General features: G+C 65.8%; 14 protein-coding genes and 2 pseudogenes. 5 read left to right on the top strand and 11 right to left on the bottom strand.

Features of this window, described 5'->3' with window-relative positions:
• Positions 1-43: 43 nt before the first annotated feature.
• Positions 44-2676 (bottom strand): annotated as a pseudogene (gene polA, locus OL239_RS09355) (DNA polymerase I).
• A 169-nt stretch (positions 2677-2845) separates the two neighbouring features.
• Between polA and OL239_RS09350 the strand changes: the two are divergent.
• Positions 2846-3334, top strand: coding sequence for a PaaI family thioesterase (locus OL239_RS09350; RefSeq protein WP_268911585.1), 489 nt, complete (start codon positions 2846-2848; stop codon positions 3332-3334).
• A 53-nt stretch (positions 3335-3387) separates the two neighbouring features.
• Here the strand turns inward: OL239_RS09350 and OL239_RS09345 are convergent, their stop codons facing one another.
• Genes OL239_RS09345 through OL239_RS09335 form a run of 3 tightly spaced genes read right to left on the bottom strand, consistent with a single transcriptional unit; the run spans position 3388 to position 4855 of the window.
• Positions 3388-4209, bottom strand: a complete 822-nt coding sequence (locus OL239_RS09345; protein ID WP_268911584.1) for a phosphotransferase enzyme family protein — start codon at positions 4207-4209, stop codon at positions 3388-3390.
• Positions 4210-4244: 35 nt separating this feature from the next.
• A complete protein-coding gene (locus OL239_RS09340) occupies positions 4245-4721 on the bottom strand; it encodes a dihydrofolate reductase family protein (RefSeq protein WP_268911583.1) in 477 nt (158 codons plus the stop codon).
• The gene (locus OL239_RS09335) at positions 4718-4855 is read right to left on the bottom strand and encodes a hypothetical protein (protein WP_268911582.1); all 138 of its coding nucleotides are present in this window, start codon (positions 4853-4855) and stop codon (positions 4718-4720) included. Before OL239_RS09335 ends, OL239_RS09340 begins: the two co-directional genes overlap by 4 nt.
• Positions 4856-5031: 176 nt before the next feature.
• Here OL239_RS09335 and OL239_RS09330 point away from each other — a divergent pair, with 176 nt between their 5' ends.
• Entirely contained in the window at positions 5032-6111 is a 1080-nt protein-coding gene (locus tag OL239_RS09330; RefSeq protein WP_268911581.1) for an alkene reductase, read from the top strand.
• A 54-nt stretch (positions 6112-6165) separates the two neighbouring features.
• Here OL239_RS09330 and OL239_RS09325 read toward each other — a convergent pair whose 3' ends face one another.
• From OL239_RS09325 to OL239_RS09305, 5 genes are all read right to left on the bottom strand, one after another.
• Positions 6166-6990 carry a histidine phosphatase family protein gene (locus tag OL239_RS09325; RefSeq protein ID WP_268911580.1) on the bottom strand — a complete coding sequence of 275 codons (825 nt, stop codon included), beginning with the start codon at positions 6988-6990 and terminating at the stop codon, positions 6166-6168.
• Between the two features lie 60 nt (positions 6991-7050).
• Positions 7051-7293: a hypothetical protein gene (locus OL239_RS09320; protein WP_329609387.1), complete on the bottom strand. Its 243-nt coding sequence runs from the start codon at positions 7291-7293 to the stop codon at positions 7051-7053.
• The gene (locus OL239_RS09315; protein WP_329609386.1) at positions 7290-8534 is read right to left on the bottom strand and encodes an inorganic phosphate transporter; all 1245 of its coding nucleotides are present in this window, start codon (positions 8532-8534) and stop codon (positions 7290-7292) included. Before OL239_RS09315 ends, OL239_RS09320 begins: the two co-directional genes overlap by 4 nt.
• Before the next feature lie 262 nt (positions 8535-8796).
• Positions 8797-10866: an MFS transporter gene (locus tag OL239_RS09310; RefSeq protein WP_268911578.1), complete on the bottom strand. Its 2070-nt coding sequence runs from the start codon at positions 10864-10866 to the stop codon at positions 8797-8799.
• A gap of 67 nt (positions 10867-10933) precedes the next feature.
• Positions 10934-11344, bottom strand: coding sequence for an Hsp20/alpha crystallin family protein (locus OL239_RS09305; protein WP_268911577.1), 411 nt, complete (start codon positions 11342-11344; stop codon positions 10934-10936).
• Positions 11345-11690: 346 nt separating this feature from the next.
• On the opposite strand from OL239_RS09305, the gene OL239_RS09300 reads away from it, so the two are divergent.
• Together OL239_RS09300 and glsA are read left to right on the top strand one after the other, a co-directional pair.
• Positions 11691-13076 carry a glutamate decarboxylase gene (locus OL239_RS09300; protein WP_268911576.1) on the top strand — a complete coding sequence of 462 codons (1386 nt, stop codon included), beginning with the start codon at positions 11691-11693 and terminating at the stop codon, positions 13074-13076.
• Between the two features lie 323 nt (positions 13077-13399).
• Positions 13400-15773 (top strand): annotated as a pseudogene (glsA, locus tag OL239_RS09295) (glutaminase A).
• A 94-nt stretch (positions 15774-15867) separates the two neighbouring features.
• On the opposite strand, the gene OL239_RS09280 reads toward glsA, so the two are convergent.
• Together OL239_RS09280 and OL239_RS09275 are read right to left on the bottom strand one after the other, a co-directional pair.
• Positions 15868-17127, bottom strand: coding sequence for an ABC1 kinase family protein (locus OL239_RS09280; RefSeq protein WP_268911572.1), 1260 nt, complete (start codon positions 17125-17127; stop codon positions 15868-15870).
• Complete coding sequence (locus tag OL239_RS09275; RefSeq protein ID WP_268911571.1) at positions 17085-17525, bottom strand: hypothetical protein; 441 nt, start codon at positions 17523-17525, stop codon at positions 17085-17087. Before OL239_RS09275 ends, OL239_RS09280 begins: the two co-directional genes overlap by 43 nt.
• A gap of 87 nt (positions 17526-17612) precedes the next feature.
• Between OL239_RS09275 and OL239_RS09270 the strand changes: the two genes are divergently transcribed.
• Positions 17613-19994 carry a glycoside hydrolase family 3 C-terminal domain-containing protein gene (locus tag OL239_RS09270; protein ID WP_268911570.1) on the top strand — a complete coding sequence of 794 codons (2382 nt, stop codon included), beginning with the start codon at positions 17613-17615 and terminating at the stop codon, positions 19992-19994.
• Positions 19995-19996: the final 2 nt, after the last annotated feature.

Here is a 19996-nt window from a genome sequence, read left to right as displayed (position 1 = left end):
TCCTGATGATCCGGTCCGGCCGCCCTGAGGATGCGGTCGGGGACTAGTGCCCGGCTTCGTGCCAGCTAACTCCGATGCCCACGGAGACGTCCAGCGGAACGGACAGGTCCGCGGCCGCGCCCATCTGTTCGCGGACCAGCTTCTCCACTGCATCCCGTTCCCCGGGGGCAACTTCGAGCACCAGTTCATCATGGACCTGCAGCAGCATCCGGGATTTCAGGCCCTGCGCCTTCAGTTCCGCGTCAACGCCGATCATGGCCTTCTTGATGATGTCCGCGGCGGAGCCCTGGATGGGGGCGTTCAGGGCGGCGCGTTCGGCCATTTCGCGCAGCTGCCGGTTGTCGCTGGACAGGTCCGGCAGGTACCGGCGGCGGCCCTCGATGGTGGAGGTGAAGCCATCCTTCCGCGCCTGCTCGACGACGCCGCGCAGGTAGTCCCGCACCGCGCCGAAGCGGTCGAAGTAGTCGCGCATCAGGGTGCGTGCCTCGTCCACCGGAATGGCGAGCTGCTTCGACAGCCCAAAGGAACTGAGGCCGTAGACCAGTCCGTAGGACATGGCCTTGACCTTGGAGCGCATGGCACTGGTGACTTCCTCCGGCGGCACGCCAAAAATATGCGCGCCGACGAACCGGTGCAGGTCTTCGCCTTCGCGGAACGCGGAGATCAGGCCCTCGTCCCCGGAGAGGTGGGCCATGATCCGCATTTCCACCTGGGAGTAGTCGGCCGTCAGCAGCATTTCGTATCCCGGGCCCACGGTGAACACTTCGCGGATGCGCCGGCCCTCCTCGGACCGGATCGGAATGTTCTGCAGGTTCGGGTTCGTGGAGGACAGCCGTCCGGTGGCCGCAGCGGTCTGGACGTACGTGGTGTGCACGCGGCCGTCGTCGGACACTGCTTTGCGCAGCCCTTCCACCGTTTGGCGCAGCTTGGTAGCGTCTCGGTAGGCCATGAGGTTGACGAGGAACGGGTGCCCGCCCGTTTTGACCATGAGGTCCGCAAGGGCGTCGGCGTCGGTGGAGTAACCGGTCTTGATCTTCTTGGTCTTGGGCAGGCCCAGCTCGTCAAAGAGAACCACCTGCAGCTGCTTCGGTGAGCCGAGGTTAATCTCCTTGCCGATAATGGCGAAGGCTTCGCTGCTGGCCTGAGCGATCGTGGCGCTGAAGTCGTCCAGGAGCCGGTCCAGCTTTTCGGTGTCCACGGCGATGCCGGCCAGTTCCATTTCGGCCAGGATCTCCGAGAGCGGCAGCTCGAGCCCGCCAAGGAGCTGGTTCGCTCCTCGCTCGACCAGCTGTCCGGCGAAATGGTCGCTGAGCTGGAGTGCGGCGAAGGCCTCCATGACGGCCGGCGAGGCAACATCTTCTTCCTCAAGCTGCAGCTGCAGCTGGTTGCTGCCGGCAGCCGCCGGGGCCAGCGACATCCGCAGGTGGTGCTGGCTCAGGTCCGCAAGGTCGTAGCTGCGCCGGTCCGGCTGGATCAGGTACCCGGAAATGGCGGTGTCGTCCACCTCTCCGGCAAGGTGCAGCCCGCGTCCGGCCAGGGCCTTGTAGGCCTCCTTGAAGTCATGCACCACCTTCGGGGCGTCCAGGTCGGACAGCCAGCCGGCGAGCACCTGCTCCGTTTCGGCGTCGAGCTCGGGAAGCGGAACATAGGCCGCCACGCTGTTCGTGACCAGGGCCAACCCGACGACGTCGCGCCCCGCCGCCGCGCCCTCGGTGACGAGCTGGACAGCCGTCTTGTCCTGGTTGGTGGAGGCGATCCAGTCCTTCAGCGCTGCTGCGTCAGTGATGACCGCATGTTCGGGAGGGTGAGCCCGTGGCCGGTGGAGACGGTCTCCTCTTCGCCGTAAATGTCAAAGAGCCGCTTGCGCAGGGCGTTGAACTGCAGGGCGTCGAAAAGCTCTTCGACCGCCTCGCGGTCGGGGCGGCGCGCGGACATGGCATCCAGGTCCACCGGCAGGTCCAGATCCCGCAGCAGACGGTTCAGGCGTCGGTTGCGCTTGACGTCCTCGATGTTGGCCCGCAGGGAGTCCCCCACCTTGCCCTTGATGCTGTCGAGGTTCTCCAGGATGCCTTCAAGACCGCCGTACTGCTTGATCCACTTGGCCGCCGTTTTGGGCCCGACGCCGGGCACGCCGGGGAGGTTGTCGGCGGATTCGCCGACCAGGGCGGCAAGGTCCGAGTACTTGTCCGGGGGCACCAGGTATTTGGCCTCCACTGCGGCGGCGTCCATGCGCGGCAGGTCCGACACGCCCTTTTTCGGATAGAACACGGTGACGTGGTCGTCCACGAGCTGGAAAGCGTCCCGGTCCCCCGAAACGACCATGACGTCCCAGTTCCGGGCGGAGGCCTTTTCAGCCAGCGTCGCCAGAATGTCGTCGGCCTCGTAGCCGTCCATGGAAAGGGTGGGGATGCGCATGGCCTCCATCACCTTGATGATGAGGTCCACCTGCCCGTGGAATTCCTCGGGAGTCTTGTTGCGTCCGCCCTTGTACTCCGTGTACTCCTCGGAACGGAAGGTGGGGGTGTCCAGGTCGAACGCCACTGCCAGGTGGGTGGGCTGTTCTTCCTTGATGAGGTTGATCAGCATGGAGGTGAATCCGTAGACCGCGTTGGTGTGCTGGCCGGTGTCCGTGGAAAAGTTCTCGGCCGGCAGGGCATAGAAGGCGCGGAAGGCCATGGAATGGCCGTCGATAACCAGCAGCCGGTTGTGCCCTCCCGCGGTAACGGTCCCGAGTGCCTCGGATGATGCGGGGTCAGCGGCCCCTTCGACTATCGTTTCAGCAGGGGTTTCAGCTTGGCTGTCGGCCAGTTTGGTAGATTCACTCACAGATGTAAGCCTAGTTGGCATGAGCGACAATTTCACGCCGGGCAACGGCGCCCCGTCCGAGGCGCCCAACGCCTTCACCGACCAGTTAAACGAGGCGGGCGTGCCGCCGGAGATGCACAGTTGGCTGAGCACCAACGGCGTCGGGCAGCTGGTGGAGAAGCTCGGAATCCGCTTCACGGAAATGTCGGCCGAGCGGATGGTGGCGACCATGCCGGTGGAGGGCAACGAGCAGGTGGCCGGAATTTTGCACGGCGGGGCGCACCTGGTCCTGGCCGAGACGCTGGGCTCCTTTGGCGCCGCGCTCCATGCCGGTCCGGGCAGGCATGCCCTCGGCATCGAAATCGGCGCCACCCATCACCGCTCCATTTCCTCCGGAACCGTGACCGGAACGGCAACGGCCATCCACCGCGGGAACACGCTGGTGACCCACGAAATCGTCATGACGGACGAGCAGGGACGCCGCCTGAGCACCGCCCGGATGACCAATATGATCCGCGACTCCCGGTAGGCAGAGCCGCTAAGGGACAGCACCTAAGGAGAAGCAGCTAAGGAACAGCAGCCCTACAGCAGCGCTTCGCGCAGCGCCGGGGCGTGCGCGGTCAACCAGCTTTCCGCACGGGACAGCTTGTCCTTCATCCCTTCGTCCCACCACCGGCGAAAGACGGGATCCGATTCCGCAGCAGCCCTCATGGTGACGGCTGATATTCTTTGGCGCCGGAGTGCGGCGTCGACAATCCCGCTGCGCTGGACCTCATCCATCCCGTAGGCGTCAGCGAAGATCCGCACCCGGCGCGCGGCATCAGCGCCGGCGAGGGCTGGTCCGCGGTCCTGCGGGTGGCACAGCGGCGCCCACCAATACATCGCGTTGACGGCGTCCGCCACGCGGGTGGTGGGCCGCGCCAGGTCGAAGTCAATCAAGGCTGCCGGCATTCCGCCGCGGAAGACGACGTTGCCCGGACAGTAATCCTGGTGCGCCACGAGTTCGGGCTCGGCAACCAGCGGTTCGGTTCCCTGCTGCGGGGGTCCCGGGATGCTGCCGAAGACAGCGCCGGGCGGGGGATCCCATCCCTCGGCGGCATCGTGCGCCCGCCGAATCAGCCGGGCAAGCTCCGCGAGCTGCCTTTCCCCGGCGGCCCATCCCGGAAGCGGCTCCTTTGGCACAACGCCGTCGACATAGCTCAGGACCTCCCGGCCCTTGGGGTCGTACCCGAACGGACGGGGCGCACCCGTGAAGCCACGCTGATTCAGGTACGCCAGGAACGCATGCACGGTGGCGGTTTGCGGACGTGCGGGCCGGCGAACGGTGTCTCCCACCCGATAGACCTCGGTCCACCCCTCGCCCTCGAGCAGCACCTCGTCGGCCGGCTCATGGTGTTCGCTCACTGCACTCCCTTTTACTCCCCGGCTTGCTCCCCCGTTCACTCCCCGGAACCGAAGGCGTGCTCTCCGGACCCGAACGCGTAGTGCAGCTGCACAAGCCCATTCCCCAAGGAACGGGTGCCGAGCAACACCGCCGGTTTTGTGATGCCTCCCACCGGGAGCATCGGCCGGCCGCTGCCCAGCGCGACAGGCACCACGGTGAAGACCAGCTCATCGATCAGTCCGTCGTCCATGAATTGACTGGCGATATTCCCACCACCGGCCAGCAGGACGTCCTTTTCGCCGGCGTCGTACACGATATCCGGATGGAATTCCGCAACTTCCCCGCGAATGAAGGCGATGTCTGCGCCTGGAATGCCCGGAAATTCATGGTGGGTAAATATCCATACCGGAATACTTCCATAGGGCCACGACGCCGTGGCAGCCAGGAAGGACCGGTACGTTCCGGCGCCCATCGCCACGGCTCCAACACCGTCCAGAAACTTTAGATAGTGGTCGCCCAACAGGGATGTCACGGATCTCCCCGGCTGCTCCCCCGGATTCTGTTTCCCCGGATTTCGCTCCCCGGATCCAGGCCGTCGGGATGGTTTTGCGCGTCGATCAGGAACCCGTCCAGCGACGCCGCCACGTAATAGACAGTTCTGACCATGCCGCCATGCTAGCCGCGGCACCGGACAAAAACACCGCATACGCTGCCGGTGAGGTATCCCACGCCAGGGAATACTGTAGTCCGGATCTGGGTTGGGCGAATTAGACATCCTATTCACATGCGCGGGTGCCGGCAGTAAAAGCGCCGGCTGCGCCCTGCAGAAAGACTTTTTCTCCTTGAACCTCTTCTCACCGCTTACGCTTGGCCGTCTCGAATTGCCCAACCGCCTGGTTATGGCGCCGCTGACCCGCACCCGCAGCGGCCGCCGCGGCGTCCCCACCGAACTCATGGCCGAGCACTACGCCCAGCGCGCCTCGATGGGGCTGATTATCAGCGAGGGGATCTACACCTCCCTCGAGGGGCAGGGGTTCACCTGGCAGCCGGGACTGACAACCGATGAGCAGATCGCCGGCTGGAAGAACGTGACCGACGCCGTGCACGCCGCCGGCGGCCGGATTGTGGCCCAGGTGATGAATGCCGGGCGGGTCACCTCCCCCGGCACCAACGGAGGCCGCCGGGTCGTGGCTCCCAGCGCGATAGCGGTCGACGGCCTCACCCACACCTATGAGGGCAAGCAGCCCTACCCGGTTCCGCACGCCCTCACCACAGCCGAAATCCCCGCCATCACGGCCGAGTTTGTCGCGGCGTCACGCGCGGCCATGGAGGCAGGGTTCGACGGCGTTGAGCTGCACAGTGCCAACGGTTACCTGCTGCACGAATTCCTTTCCCCGGATTCCAATCTGCGCACTGACATGTACGGCGGCTCGCCGGAGAACCGGGCACGCTTCGTCATTGAGGTGTACCGCGCGGTCGCTGATGCCATCGGCGCCGACCGGACCGGCCTGCGGATTTCACCGGAGAACAATATCCAGGGCGTACTGGAAACCAACCCCGCGGATGTGCTGGCCACCTACACCGCGCTGGTGGCCGGAATTGCACCGCTGAAGCCGGCCTTCCTCAGCATCCTGCACCGGGACCCGTCCGACATCCTCGTGCAGGAGCTGCGGAAGTCCTTCGGCGGTCCGGTGCTGCTGAACTCCGGTTTCGGCATCCTCACCACGCGTGAGGAAGCCCTGCGCTTCATGGACCAGGACCTGGGTGACGGCGTCGTCGTCGGCCGTCCCGTAATCGCAAATCCGGACCTGGTCCGCCGCTGGCAGGAGGACCTCCCGCTGAACATTCCGGACCCGTCCACCTTCTACTCCCACGGCCCCGCCGGTTACACGGATTACCCGGCCTACGCCGAAGCCTCCTAGCGGCACACCGCCGCCGCTGCCCCGTCCGGCGGGGGCAGCGCAGGTGACTGAGTCTTAGCTGCCGAAGACGTCCTGGAAGAAGTGCCGGTTGGACTCCACTTTTTCCAGGAGGTCCCGGCCGGTGAAGTACGCGCGGTCGAATTCCTCCCACTCGCCAACGCACATCGTCCACTCTCCGTCGATCTGAACGGGCCAGCAGCGGCGCACCCAGCTGAGCTTTTCGCGGATATTGTTCCGGTTGGCCGGATCGGTGCCGGTGTACTGGAGGACGGTGCAGTTGTGGATCATTTGCTCCCTGTCGCCGTCCCGCTCCAGGAACTCCTCGTCGCTCCAGCGTTCCAGGACCAGGCGCGTCGCCCACATGAATTCGCCGTGTGTCACCAGGAGGACGTTGTCCCGCGCGTTTTCCCGGTGCAGGGTGCTCAGGATGTTCCGGACCCGGTTCTCGGCCACCTGGGCGATGGATTCACCGGCGGGAGGAGCCCAGTACAGCGGATCGCTGTCGCGGTAGGCAGCGTTTTGAGAGTATTTCCGGGCGAAGTCCTGCTTGGACATGGAACCGATTTCGCCCCAGGAACGCTCCCGGATAACCCGGTTCTCCTCCCACCGGACATCGAGTCCCAGGTGTGCGGCCGTCTCGCGGGCCCGGGTATAGGTGGAGACCAGGGCCCGGTCGAACTCCATGTTGAGGCCCGTGATCCAGGCTCCCGCCACCCGGGCCTGCTGGACCCCCAGTTCGGTGAGGCGCCACGAACGGTCCGGAACCGTCATCGTCTCTTCGTTGTACATGCTGGGATCACCGGCCGTGGACGCCCGCTGCATGATGTTGGCTTCGCTCTGCCCGTGACGGATGAGAAACAGGTTCCGGGGCATGACCATCGGGGGTCTCCTTGGGGTGCGGTGAATCAGCAGGGGTGGGCAATGGGTGCGGGGGCGTTCCTAGCCGTGCAGCGCGGGAACAATCAGATAAATACCGAACAGCACCGCGGCGCCGCAAACCGTGAAGCAGGCATAGGCGCCGGCTTTGGCGAGCGTAAGCCGGTTTCCGGCCGCCTGCCCGGGATCACGGTCGGAGGCGGCAGCGGACAGCCGGACACCGGTGGAGTACAGCCCGACGACGACGAGCGTGGACAGCAGCGTGATGCCGGCAACAATGAGGTAGGCGACCCAGTCGATGCTCATTTGGACGATTCCTTAGCCTTGGTGGTGGTGGTGGTGGCGGCGGAGCGGCCGGCAGCGGCTCGGCCCCGGGAGCGGGCTTTGCGCTTGTTGATCCTTACGGCTGCACCGGCGTTGTCGATGTTGCTGACCGCGTTGTCATGGCCCACGCGGTTGCGGCGTGACCAGAGGAAGATGAACAGGATGATCGCCAGCCCCAGGACGCCGTCGATCGTCACGCCCACCGGACCGGTGCTCGCGGTGAAGGCTGCGGCAGCGCCCATGACGGCGGCGGCGGGCAGGGTCAGCAGCCAGCCTCCGGCGATCCGGCGTGCCGTGCCCCAGCGGACTTCGGCGCCCTTGCGGCCCAGACCGGAGCCGATGACCGATCCCGAGGCAACCTGCGTAGTGGACAGCGCCATGCCAAGTTGCGTAGACGTCAGGATGGCTGCCGCGGTGCTGGTCTCCGCGGCGAATCCCTGAGCCGGCTTGACGTCGGTCAGGCCGGTGCCCATGGTGCGGATGATGCGCCAGCCGCCTGCGTAGGTACCCGCCGCAATGGCAACGGCGCAGGCTGCGACCACCCAGAACACCGGGCCGGTGCCAACCGCCTGGAATCCGCCCGAAATCAGCACCAGGGTGATGACACCCATGGTCTTCTGTGCGTCGTTGGTACCGTGCGCCAGGGCGACCAGCGAGGAGGAGAAGATCTGCGCGTACCGGAAACCGCCGCGCCTGCGGGGCAGTTTGTCGCCCTCCTGCCCGTGCCGGCGGGTAATGGAGTACGCCAGCCGGGTGGCCAGGAACGCCACGGAGAGGGCGATTGCCGGGGCGATGAACGCCGGCAGGATCACTTTCGACATGAGCACCGAATAGTCGACGGCACCATATCCGGCACCTACGACGGCGGCACCAATCAGGCCGCCGAAGAGGGCGTGCGAGGAGCTGCTGGGCAGGCCAAGCAGCCAGGTGATGAGGTTCCAGATCACCGCGCCGAGCAGTCCGGCGAAAATCATGACGGGCGTGATCTGGATCCCGCCCTCCCCTTCGCGGATAATTCCACCGGAAATGGTCTTGGCTACTTCGGTGGACAGGAACGCGCCCACGAGATTCAGCACGGCAGCCAGGGCCACGGCGTTCTTCGGCTTGATCGCACCGGTGGCACTGGGAGTTGCCATTGCGTTTGCTGTGTCGTGAAAGCCGTTGGTGAAGTCGAAGAATAATGCGAGCGCGATCACCAGCGCCACCATGAGGGTGAGGTCCACCACATACCCTAACTTAAGGACTTAAAGACACAGGAGTTCCGTCGGCACGCCGCAGCCCGCACGGACGTCAAGGGCCGTGGCACCGCAGTGAGCTTCGGGTCTATTGGAAATGTTGTGTAGGAAACGGCGGCCCGGGACGTGAAGGCGCCGGCCCGGCGGACCCCCGGGGACCGCACCCCATGCACGCCAGGTTGATCCTATGCGCTGGACCAAGCAGGCACCAACGGCGGGAGTGCGCGGTTCATCTCGAACTGCCCCGGTCCTAGATCCGCAAACCCGTTGTGGGCGGTTCTCCGCCCAGTTCCACGTCTATCACCGTGTTGGGCGCCGGCAGGGTGACCCGCCGGGTGTGGGTGGTTGCGCCGTCGGGCTCCACGACGGTGAGGATGTAGGTTCCCGGACGCGGCAGCGGCAGTTCGTAGTACCCACGGCTGTCCGACCGCGCGGATCCGTGGTTCTCCCCCGCCGGCTGGACAAGGATCACTACGGCGCCGGACACCGGACGCCCGCTGTGGGTGACCTGACCGGTCAGGGTCAGCCGGTCGCGGAAGCGGATGTCGTGGCTGGCAGGAACCCCTGGAAAGGCGAGCGCCTCGGACACCGGACGCCATTGGTGCTGGGTCGCGACCAGCACGTAGCGGCCGTCTCCGGGAAGTACGACGGCGTAGTGCCCGGCGTCGTCGGCCCGGTCCCAGTCCACCGGCTCGCCGGCGCGGTCCAGCACCGTGATGACGCCTCCCGGAACGGGTGTTTCCCCGTCTCCGGCCAGCATGGTCCCGGTGACCATGATCTCGTGCCTGGCGTCTGCCGGGGAAGGCTGGCGCTCCCCGGGCTTGGCGTGCAGCGCCGGGTGGGTGGCTTCCCGGCGCGGGGCACGGGGAATAAGGAAGGAGATTCCGGTCGCGGCCAGGGCAGCGAAACAGGCCAGGGAGAATATCGCGCGGAAGGCGTCCACCCCGGGGAACGTCTCTCCCCCGACCGTGACCGTAATCGAGGCCAGGATGCTCGCCACGGCAGCGCTGCACGTGGATGTGCCCACCGAGCGCAGCAGCGTGTTGACGCCGTTCGCAGCGGCGGTGTCGGTGAGGGGAACGTTGCTCATAATGAGCGTTGGCATCGCTGCCATGGCAATGGCGGTGCCGATGGACACGATGACGGCGCCGATGATGATGCCGGTGACCGTGTGGACCAGCAGGACCCGCGAGAAGTAGCCGCCGGCCATCACTGCGCAGCCCACCACCATGGTGGTCTTCGCGCCGAAGGAATTGGTGATGTGCGCCGAGAGCGGCGCCGCCGCAACCATGGCCAGGCCGGCGGGGATCATGGTTAGACCGGCGACCACGACGCTCAGGCCGAAGCCGTACCCGGATTCCTTGGACAGCTGCAGCTGCTGGGTGGTGACCAGCATGTTCGCGTACATGGAAAACCCCACCAGGACGGTGGCGGCGTTGGTCAGGAGCACCGGGCGTCGCGCCGAGGTTCGCAGGTCCACCAGGGGCTGTCCCTTGCGCAGCTCCAGCGGAAACCATACGGCGAGGAGAACGACGGCGGCGGCAAAGAGACCAAGGATTGGGTCGCTGGTCCAGCCCCATACTCCGCCCTTGCTGATGGCCAGGAGGAGGGCGGTCATGGCGGCCGAAAGGACCAGGGCGCCTTCGTAGTCGAAGCGTCCCGGCGTGCGGACCCTGGATTCGGGAACGAACACGATGACGGCGACAATCAGCACAGCGGCAATAATCCCGACCACCCAGAAGGTCGCCCGCCAGCCCAGCCGGTCATAGATCAGGCCCGCCAGGGGCAGGCCCAGGGCGCTTCCGATGCCAAAACTGGCGCTCATCAGGGAAACGGCACCGGCGATCTTCCGCTGCGGCAGGGTGTCCCGCAGGATGCTGATGCCCACCGGAATGACCGCTCCGGCAAAACCCTGCAGCGCACGCCCCACCAGCGCCCACAGGAAGGTGCCTCCAATCGACGCGGTAAAGGCCCCCACCACCATCAGGGTCATCGCCACCAGCAGCATGCGCCGTTTGCCGAACATGTCGGCAAGCCGGGATACGATCGGCGTCGCCACGGCTGCGCTCAGCAGCGTAACCGTCACCATCCATGACACGTCATCGCTGGTGACCCCAAAGATCCCGGGATACTCCGGCAGCAGCGGAACCACGGCCGTTTTCTCCAGGGAGACGACGACGGCCGTTTTCTCCAGGGAGACGACGACGCCGCCGCTGGCCAGGGTGGTGATGATGACCCAGTCGGGGTACTTGCGGGGTTGTGCCCCGGCGGCGGAACCGCCGGTTCCGTTGCCGGGGGCAGTGGGGGCATGGCCGCTCATGGAACCTCCTTGCCGCAGCATTTTCCTCGGCGTTGGAATCCGCGGCCGTCATCCCCGGTGTCGGCGGCTAGCCCCTGGAAATGGGCACCTTCGTGGACGAAGGCCCCACCTCAGGCACCGGAACCCGGACCTCGAGCACGCCGTCGTTGTAGGACGCGGTGACGTTGTCCTGGCTTGAACCGGCCGGCAGCGGAATGTCGCGGGTGAAGGATCCGTAGCGGAACTCGCTGCGGTAGCCGTTCTTGTCCTTGTGCTCGCTGCCCTCGCGGCGCTCGCCCTTGATGTGCAGGATGCCGTCGCTCACGGAAACTTCCAGATCCTTGTCCGGATCGATGTTGGGCAGCTCGGCCTTCACCACCATGGTGGCGCCGTCCCGGTACTCCTCGACCGGAAACGCCGGAACCTCCCAGTCACCTTCAAAGAATTTGCGTACAGGTTCGGGCAGTTCGAACCGATCACGCCGCGCCAGTCCCGCCATGGGGTGCCTCCTGCAGATGTGCCCTGTGTGGTTTCGCGTCTTTCGCCGCTTCACGTATTTAGCCGTCTCACGTGTTTAGCCGTTTCACGTATGCGGTCGTTTCACAGTACGCGCGCGCCCATCCTGCCTCAACGGTCCACGCCCCATCCGGCGGCCCGGAACCCGAACCGGGACCTATGTAGGACCCTCCGGGCCATCACGGGTCCGCAGCCTAGCGACGGTTTTTGGCCCCGCGTAGAGTTTTTGGTGCGCGCAGCCTCATGGGGATTCATGACCGACGATCCCACCGGTCCGGTGCAGTTCACACCCTTATCCGGTGCGGTTCACACCCAACTGAAAGGTCCAGATGATGCCGCAGGAACGCGATAAAGACTCATTGAGCGTCAATCCACTCTTCGCCCGTCCCGGTGAGGATACTGTCGCTTCCAAGACCAAGCTTGCAGACGGCGAGATGCTGCCGGAGACGGCGTATCAAATTGTCCACGACGAGACCATGCTGGATGGAAACGCCCGTCTGAACCTGGCCACCTTCGTCAGCACCTGGATGGACGACCATGCCAACAAGCTGTACGCGGAGACGTACGACAAGAACATGATCGACAAGGACGAGTATCCGCAGACTGCCCAGATTGAGCAGAACTGCTGGAAGATCCTTGCTGATCTGTGGCACTCCCCCGACCCCGGCGGCACCATCGGCACCTCAACCGTCGGCTCGTCCGAGGCCTGCATGCTGGGCGGCCTTGCCCTGAAGCGCCTGTGGCAGCATTCGCGCCGCGCGGACGGCAAGCCCACCGACAAACCCAACCTGGTTATGAGCTCGGCCGTCCAGGTCTGCTGGGAGAAGTTCTGCAACTATTTCGATGTGGAGGCCCGGATGGTGCCGATCAGCGAGGAGCACAAGTGCCTGGACGGCTTCGAGCTGGAAAAGTACGTCGACGAAAACACGATCGGCGTGGTTGCCATCATGGGCGTGACCTACACCGGGATGTATGAGCCGGTGAAGCAGATCGCCGCGAAACTGGACGAGATCCAGGCATCGACCGGCCTTGATATTGCCATTCACGTGGACGGGGCATCGGGTGCCATGATCGCCCCCTTTATCCAGCCGGACCTGGAGTGGGACTTCAAGATTCCCCGGGTCCACTCCATCAGCACCTCCGGGCACAAGTACGGCCTGGTCTACCCCGGCCTGGGCTGGGTGGTGTGGCGCGAGCGCCGGTGGCTGCCCGAAGACCTGATCTTCTACGTCAGTTACCTCGGCGGCGACATGCCCACCTTCGCGCTGAACTTTTCCCGCCCGGGTGCCCAGGTGGTGCTGCAGTTCTATTTGTTCCTGCGGCTGGGACGCGCCGGTTACACGAAAATCCAGCAGGCGTGCCAGGACGTTGCACTGTACCTGTCCTCGGGGATCACCGAAATGGGGGCCTTCGAGCTGTGGAACGACGGGTCGGACATTCCAGTGTTCGCCTGGCGGCTGAAGGAGGGCCACACCGACAAGTGGAGCCTGTACGACTTGGCCGAGCGCCTGCGGACCAAGGGCTGGCTGGTGCCCGCGTATCCGATGCCGGCCAACCTTGAGGCCCTGACCGTCGAGCGGATCGTGGTGCGCAACGGACTCAGCATGGACCTGGCCGACAGTCTTCTGAATGACATCCGGACGGAAACCAATTACCTCGACCGGCTTGAATCGCCGATGCCGCAGGAGGCCGCACATCCAGGTTTCCACCACTAGTTTTAGGAGGTGAGTGGGATGAGTGATTCCACTGCATCAACCGGGTCATCCTCGGCAGGTTCGCCGTCGTCGGGTTCGTCCACCCCCGGTTCCCCGGATCAGGCGCAGGCCAAGGCACGGCAGACCGCCAAAATCACCATCGGCGCCCTCGCCGTCATGAACATTGTCGCCGTGGTAAGCCTCCGCGGCCTGCCGGCCGAGGCGGAATACGGCCTCAGCTCCATTTTCTACTACGTGTTCGCGGCACTTGTCTTCCTCGTTCCGGTGTCCCTGGTCGCCGCTGAACTCGCCACCGGCTGGCCGGAGCAGGGCGGCGTCTTCCGATGGGTGGGGAAGCATTTGGTCCGCGCTGGGCGTTTGTTGCCATGTTCATGCTCTTTATCGAGGTCAGCATCTGGTTCCCCACAGTGCTCACCTTCGGAGCGGTGTCGCTGGCATACACCGGGACCAACCAGAACCTTGACGCCCAGCTCTCCGGCAATAAAGCCTTTGTCCTGGCGGTGGTGCTGGTTGTTTACTGGCTGGCCACCTTCATTGCCTTCCGGGGCGCGGGCGCCTTCTCCAAGGTCGCCCAGTGGGGCGGCATCATCGGCACCATCATTCCCGCCGCCGTCCTGATCGTGCTGGGCTTTTCCTATTATTTTGCCGGAAACACCCCGCAGATCCAGATGGGCTGGGGCGAGGTCATTCCCGACTTCACCAACTTCTCGAATGTGGTGCTGGCGGCGAGCATTTTCCTGTTCTATGCCGGCATGGAGATGAACGCCATTCATGTGAAGGAGGTTAAGAACCCCACCCGCGACTATCCGATTGCCGTGCTGATTGCGGCGCTGGGCACGGTGGTGATCTTTGTCCTGGGGACGCTCGCCATCGCCTTTGTGGTGCCGCAGGCCGACATCAATCTCACCCAGTCGCTGCTGACCTCCTACAATGATATGTTCGCCTGGGCCGGGATCGGCTGGGCCGGGCCCATCATTGCGGCGATGCTGCTGATCGGTGTCCTGGCCGGCGTCGTCACCTGGGTTGCCGGGCCGTCCTCCGGTTTGCTGGCGGTCGCCAAGGCAGGGTATCTGCCCCGCTTCTGGCAGCACACCAACAAACACGGCATGGGCACCCACATCATGTTCTTCCAGGCGTTCGTGGTGACGGCTCTGGGCCTGGTGTACGTCGTGCTGCCGTCGGTGCAGGCTGCCTACCAGATCCTGAGCCAGCTCACCGTGATCCTGTACCTGATCATGTACATGCTGATGTTCGCCGGCGCCATCTACCTGCGGTACTCCCCAGCCCAACCGCCCCCGGCCGTACCGGGTTCCCGGCGGGGAAGCGGGCATGTGGATCGTGGGCGGCGTCGGATTCCTCGGTTCACTGATGGCCTTCGCCTTCAGCTTCATACCGCCGGGGCAGATTGCCGTCGGGTCGCCCGTACTCTATGTCGGCATCCTGGTGGGCGGCGCTGCAGTGTTCTTCGTCCTTCCCCTGGTGATTTACGCGGTGCGCAAACCGCACTGGCGGGACCCGGCAAGTACTTTCGTGCCCTTTACCTGGCAGCTGGAGCACAGCCATCCGGGAGTCCCGACGCAGTCCTCCGTGCCGACCGCGGTCCTCACCGAGCAGGCACTGGCCTCCGGAGCAGCCGGCTCCGGAGCACCCGCGGAGGGCGACTCCGCAGCGGGCACCAAACCGCAACCGGCCGATACCGATCAACGAACTGTGCGGCCGCGGCCCGCAGTAGGCGGGAGCGCAGCGCTATGATGCCCGATAAAGCAACTATCGCCCAGGCGGTTCGAACAGCCCACGCTGACCACGTCAATGACTTCGGCGGCACGAATGCCAGCTATATTCCGTATCTTGCGTCCGTGGATCCGGCATTGTTCGGTGTTTGCGTAGTCACGGCTGACGGTGAGGTGTTCGAAGCCGGGGATGCCCGGTTCGAGTTTGCCCTGGAATCCATTTCCAAGGTGTTCTCCATGACCCTGGCCATGCAAAGCGTGGGCCTGCCCGGGTTCCACGACAAGGTGGGTGCCGATCCGACCGGCGAACCGTTCAACTCGGTCATTGCGGTAGCCCTGCACGGGGACAAACCCGTCTCGCCGCTGGTGAACGCCGGCGCCATGTCCACAGTCTCGCTCATTCCGGCCGATTCACCGGATGAGCGCTGGAAAAAATTCTGGCCATGCAGAGTGCTTTTGCCGGCCGGGAGATCCGCATCAGCGATGCCGTGAATGACTCCGAGCAGTCCACCAACTTCCATAACCGTGCCATTGCCTGGCTGCTGTACTCCGGCGGAACAATGTACTCGGATCCCATGGAGGCCTGCGAGGTGTATACCCGGCAGTGTTCAACTCTGGTTACCACCATCGATCTGGCGACCATGGGCGCCACTGTGGCCGCGCGGGGCGCAATCCGGTCTCCGGGAAGCAGGTGTTCGACGCGTCGCTGGTTCCGCCGATCCTCGCGGAGATGACGATGGAAGGCATGTACACCACGTCGGGTGACTGGGCCTACCGGGTGGGCCTGCCGGCCAAGAGCGGAGTGGGCGGCGGGGTCCTGGCCATCATGCCCGGGACCCTGGCCATCGCCGCCTTTTCTCCTCCGCTGGATCCGGCGGGCAACAGTGTCCGGGCGCAGAATGCCGTGGCGCAGGTGGCCGCGGCGCTGAACCTGAACATCTACAACTCAACCGATTTCGCTCAGTAACAAAATCCGGGTCCGCGGCGGTTCGGCGCCAGCGGCCCGGGTTTTCGGGTGCCGCCGGTCACGAGGACGGTCAGCCCGGCGAGCGCGAGGCCCATCAGTAGTTCCTGACGCGCTGTTTGCGCGCACTCCAGGCCAGATACCCGCCCAGGGCGCCGGTCGAGGCAAGGCCGGCGGTCATGAGCGGAGCCTGCCAGCCCTTCCACCGGTCGGCGTCGCCCATGGCGAGCTCGCCGACGCCGCGAATGAAGGCCGCCGCGAAGAGTGCCGCTACCACCCGGTTGCCCACACGTTCCAGCCGCTCCACCAGGGGGGACAGCTCCTCGGCCCGCAGGTGCACTTCCAGCCCCTCAAAATCGAGGGTGTTCAGCAGCCGCCGCAGCTGGTCCGGAAGCTCGGTGCCCAGTTCAAGCGTTTCGGCTCCGGCCTGGCCCAGCCGCCGGGCGAAGGCCACCGGATTCAGCTGCTGGGCCGCCATCCGGCGGGCGTAGGGCGCAAGCGTGTTGCCCATGCTGAAATCCGGGTCCAGCACTTCGCCCATGCCTTCGGTCATGATCAGCATCCGCAGCAGCAGGGCCATCTGCCGCGGCAGCTGCAGGTGATGGCTGCGGATGATGCCCATGGCCGCATTGATGATTCGGCCCACCGGGGCGTTCCCCAGGGTCCGTCCGTCGTAGAGCCGGATGAGCTGCTGCAGGTCAAGCCGCAGCCGGAAGCGGTCAATCCTGCGGGTCCTGGTGCACATCCGGATCAGGGCCGAGGCCATCCGGTCCGGGTCCTTGCGGATGACGGCAACGAACAGTGCCGAGAGCTGGGTCCGGAATTTGTCGTCAATCTCCCCCACCATGCCGAAATCGATCAGTCCGATCCGGCCGCTGCGCTCCACGAAGATGTTCCCCGGATGCGGATCGGCGTGGAAGAACCCGTCGTCGAAGACCATCTTCATTTCGGCGTCGGCCGCCGTGACCGCGAGCGCCTTGCGGTCAATCCCGGCGCCGTCCAGGGCCGCGGTGTCAGTGACCTTCATCCCGTACAGCCGCTGCTGGGTCAGGACCGTTGCGGTGCTGAGGGAATCGAAGACAACGGGAATCTGCACGGCGGGGTTGTCCTCGAAGTTCACCGCGAATCTTCGCGTGTTGCGTGCCTCCTGCGCGTAGTCCAGTTCCGAGCGCAGCGTTTCGGCGAACTCGTCCATCAAGCCCGGAACGTCATAGTCACGGGCCGCTTCCCAGTGTTTGCCGGCGTATCCGGCCAGGCCCTGCAGGATATCCAGATCCTCGTTGACTTCCTCGTCAATCCCCGGCCGTCGGATTTTCACCACGACGTCGTTGTTGCCCGGTAGCCTTGCCCCGTACACCTGCCCGATGGAGGCGCTGGCGAGGGCGTGGTGTCGAAGCTGCTGAAGCGCTCCAGCACCTGCTCCCCCAGCGCACCCTGCAGGACCGGAAGGATCTGTTCCCAGGGCACCTGTTCGGCGTTGTCCTGCAGCTTGGCCAGTTCCTGCTGGTACCGGGGCGGCAGCAGGTCCTGCCGGGTGGAGAGGAGCTGGCCCAATTTCACGAACGTGGGTCCCAGTTCCTCCAGGGCCCTGCGCAGGTATTCCGGGCTGCTGGCATGATCGGGCCGGTCCCCGGGCTGGGCCTTGCGCCGGAAAGGAATCCGCGCTTCCAGGCCCGAAGCTGCAACCAGGTACCCCAGTCCGTTGCGGTACAGGATTTCCGCCATCTGCTTATAGCGGTCAAGGTGGCTCTTCACACGTAGCTCCCGTCCCGGCGGCAAGGCCATGAACACCTGCAGCCGTACTTGAACCCTAAGGCTCCCGCGAACCCGGGAACAGGGCCCGTGCACCCTTTCACCGCTCCGGGGCGCGGCTTAGACTCGGAGCCCATCGACGAGGAGGCGCACGTGGAGATTCCAGCCATGCCGGACCTGAGCCTGGCGGAAAAGCTCGAACTGCTGTCAGGGGCCGGATTCTGGGAAACGGCGTCCCTGCCCGCGCACGGGATACCGGCCCTTGTTCTTTCCGACGGGCCGCACGGCGTCCGGCGTCCGGCCGGCGACCGCGGCGGGCTGGGCCTGGGAGAGTCGGTTCCGGCCACCTGTTTTCCGGCGGAATGCGCGACGGCGTGTTCCTGGGACCGCGGCCTGCTCGCCGAGCTGGGGACCGCCGCCGCCCGCGAGGCCCGCGCCCAGGGTGTCGACGTCCTGCTGGGGCCGGGGCTGAACATTAAGCGCACACCGTTGTGCGGACGCAACTTCGAGTACTTTTCGGAAGACCCGCTGCTCGCCGGGGAACTGGGCGCTGCATGGACGGCCGCGGTCCAGGCCGAAGGCGTGGGTGCCAGCCCCAAGCATTTTGCGGCAAACAACCAGGAAACGGACCGAATGCGGGTCGATGCCGTCGTCGATCAGCGGACGCTGCATGAAATATATCTCCGCGCCTTCGAGATAGTGGTCCGCGGTGCCCGGCCGTGGACCGTCATGGCCGCCTATAACAAGGTCAACGGCCTGCATGCCGCGGAAAACCCCTGGCTGCTCGGGACCGTGCTGCGGGACACCTGGGGGTATGAAGGCGTGGTTGTCTCCGACTGGGGCGCGGTGACTGACCGGGCCGCAGCGCTCGCAGCGGGCCTCGACCTGGAAATGCCGTCCAGCGCCGGGCTGGGCACGGCGGAACTGGCTGCCGGCCTGGAGGCGGGCACCGTCTCGGAGGAGCAGGTCAACACTTCGGTCGAGCGGATCCTGGCCCTGGTGCGCCGTGCCGCACCCGGGCACGCCGGTTCGGCAGCCGCAACAGCCGCGGACGGGAATTACGCGGCGCACCACGAGCTGGCCCGCCGGGCCGCCGCCGCATCCATGGTGCTGCTGCAGAACGACGGCGGCATCCTTCCCCTGCCATCCGGCGGCACCCTGGCGGTCATCGGGGAACTGGCCCGCACGCCCCGGTACCAGGGCAGCGGATCCTCCCGGGTCAACCCGGTACAGCTGGTGACGCCCCTGGATGCGCTGCAGGAGCAGGTCCCCGCGCTGCTGTTCGAACCGGGCTATGTGCTGTCACCGGACTCCCCCTGCGCAGGGGAAGACCTGGCCGAAACGGCTGCCGCGGCTGCAGCAGCAGCCGACACCGCCGTCGTGTTCCTGGGACTGCCCGAGGCTGCGGAATCCGAGGGATACGACCGGACCAGCCTGGACCTGCCGGATACCCAGCTGGAGGTGCTTGCCGCCGTCGCCGCCGCAAACCCGCGGACCGTGGTGGTGCTGGCCAACGGCGGCGTGGTGGCCATGGGATGGGCAGCGTCGGTGCCGGCGGTCCTGGAAACGTGGCTTCCCGGTGAGGCCGGCGGAAGCGCCATCGCCGATGTGCTGCTGGGCGTGGAGGAACCCGGGGGCCGGTTGGCAGAAACCGTTCCGCTGCGGCTCTCCGACACCCCCGCCTACGGCAACTACCCCGGCGAGGGCGGGACGGTCCGGTACGGCGAGGGGCTATTGGTGGGGTACCGCTGGTACGACACCCGCGGGATGGAGGTCGCGTACCCCTTCGGGCACGGCTACTCGTACACCACCTTCAATTACTCCGACCTGCACGTCAGTACCGACGGCGCCGGAGCCGGACAGCGGGTCGAGGTTGCGCTCACCCTCACCAACACCGGAGCCCGCAGCGGCAGCGACGTCGTGCAGCTGTATTCCGGTGCGCCCGAGGCCGACGGCGGCGGCGGGCAGCGCCCGCTGTATCCGCGGCGGGAGCTGCGAGGATTCGAGAAGGTGCACCTGGAGCCGGGTGAGTCACGGCGCGTGGAATTCCGCCTGGATGTCCGGGCCCTCTCGCGCTATGACTCCGGCACCGAAGGCTGGGTAGCGGATGCGGGGGAATACCGGCTTGAGGTGGGCGCGTCCTCCAGGGACATCCGGCTGGCAGGAGTCGCCGCCCTGGACGGCACCGTGCCTGCCCCATCCCTGGGCACCGGATCCTCCATTGAAGAGTGGCTGGCGGATCCGGAGGCCGCGGCCGCGCTGGTCAGCGCAATGACCGGTTCCGCTCCGGGAAGCCAACCGGAATCCGCCGGAGCAGCCGGCGGCGCGGCTGGCGGCGCGCAGCTCGCCGCATCCCTGGCGCTGGTGGGCAGCATGCCGCTTAACCGGCTCGCACGCTTCCCCGGCAGCCCGGTCACGCCAACTCTGCTGCAGCAGCTCGAAGCGGAACTGAACCGCCGGCGGAACGCCTGAGC

This window comes from Arthrobacter sp. ATA002, assembly GCF_026898095.1.
Lineage (GTDB): Bacteria > Actinomycetota > Actinomycetes > Actinomycetales > Micrococcaceae > Arthrobacter_B.
The sequence above is the reverse complement of the archived record's forward strand: the minus strand, read 5'-3'. Positions and strand labels throughout refer to the sequence as shown.

Excerpts from the sequence above, each read along its gene's own strand:
- OL239_RS09350 (WP_268911585.1), top strand. The coding sequence starts at position 2,846 with ATGAGCGACAATTTCACGCCGGGCAACGGCGCCCCGTCCGAGGCGCCC.
- OL239_RS09335 (WP_268911582.1), bottom strand. The coding sequence starts at position 4,855 with ATGGTCAGAACTGTCTATTACGTGGCGGCGTCGCTGGACGGGTTCCTG.
- OL239_RS09325 (WP_268911580.1), bottom strand. The coding sequence starts at position 6,990 with ATGGTCATGCCCCGGAACCTGTTTCTCATCCGTCACGGGCAGAGCGAA.
- OL239_RS09320 (WP_329609387.1), bottom strand. The coding sequence starts at position 7,293 with ATGAGCATCGACTGGGTCGCCTACCTCATTGTTGCCGGCATCACGCTG.
- OL239_RS09310 (WP_268911578.1), bottom strand. The coding sequence starts at position 10,866 with ATGAGCGGCCATGCCCCCACTGCCCCCGGCAACGGAACCGGCGGTTCC.
- OL239_RS09305 (WP_268911577.1), bottom strand. The coding sequence starts at position 11,344 with ATGGCGGGACTGGCGCGGCGTGATCGGTTCGAACTGCCCGAACCTGTA.
- OL239_RS09300 (WP_268911576.1), top strand. The coding sequence starts at position 11,691 with ATGATGCCGCAGGAACGCGATAAAGACTCATTGAGCGTCAATCCACTC.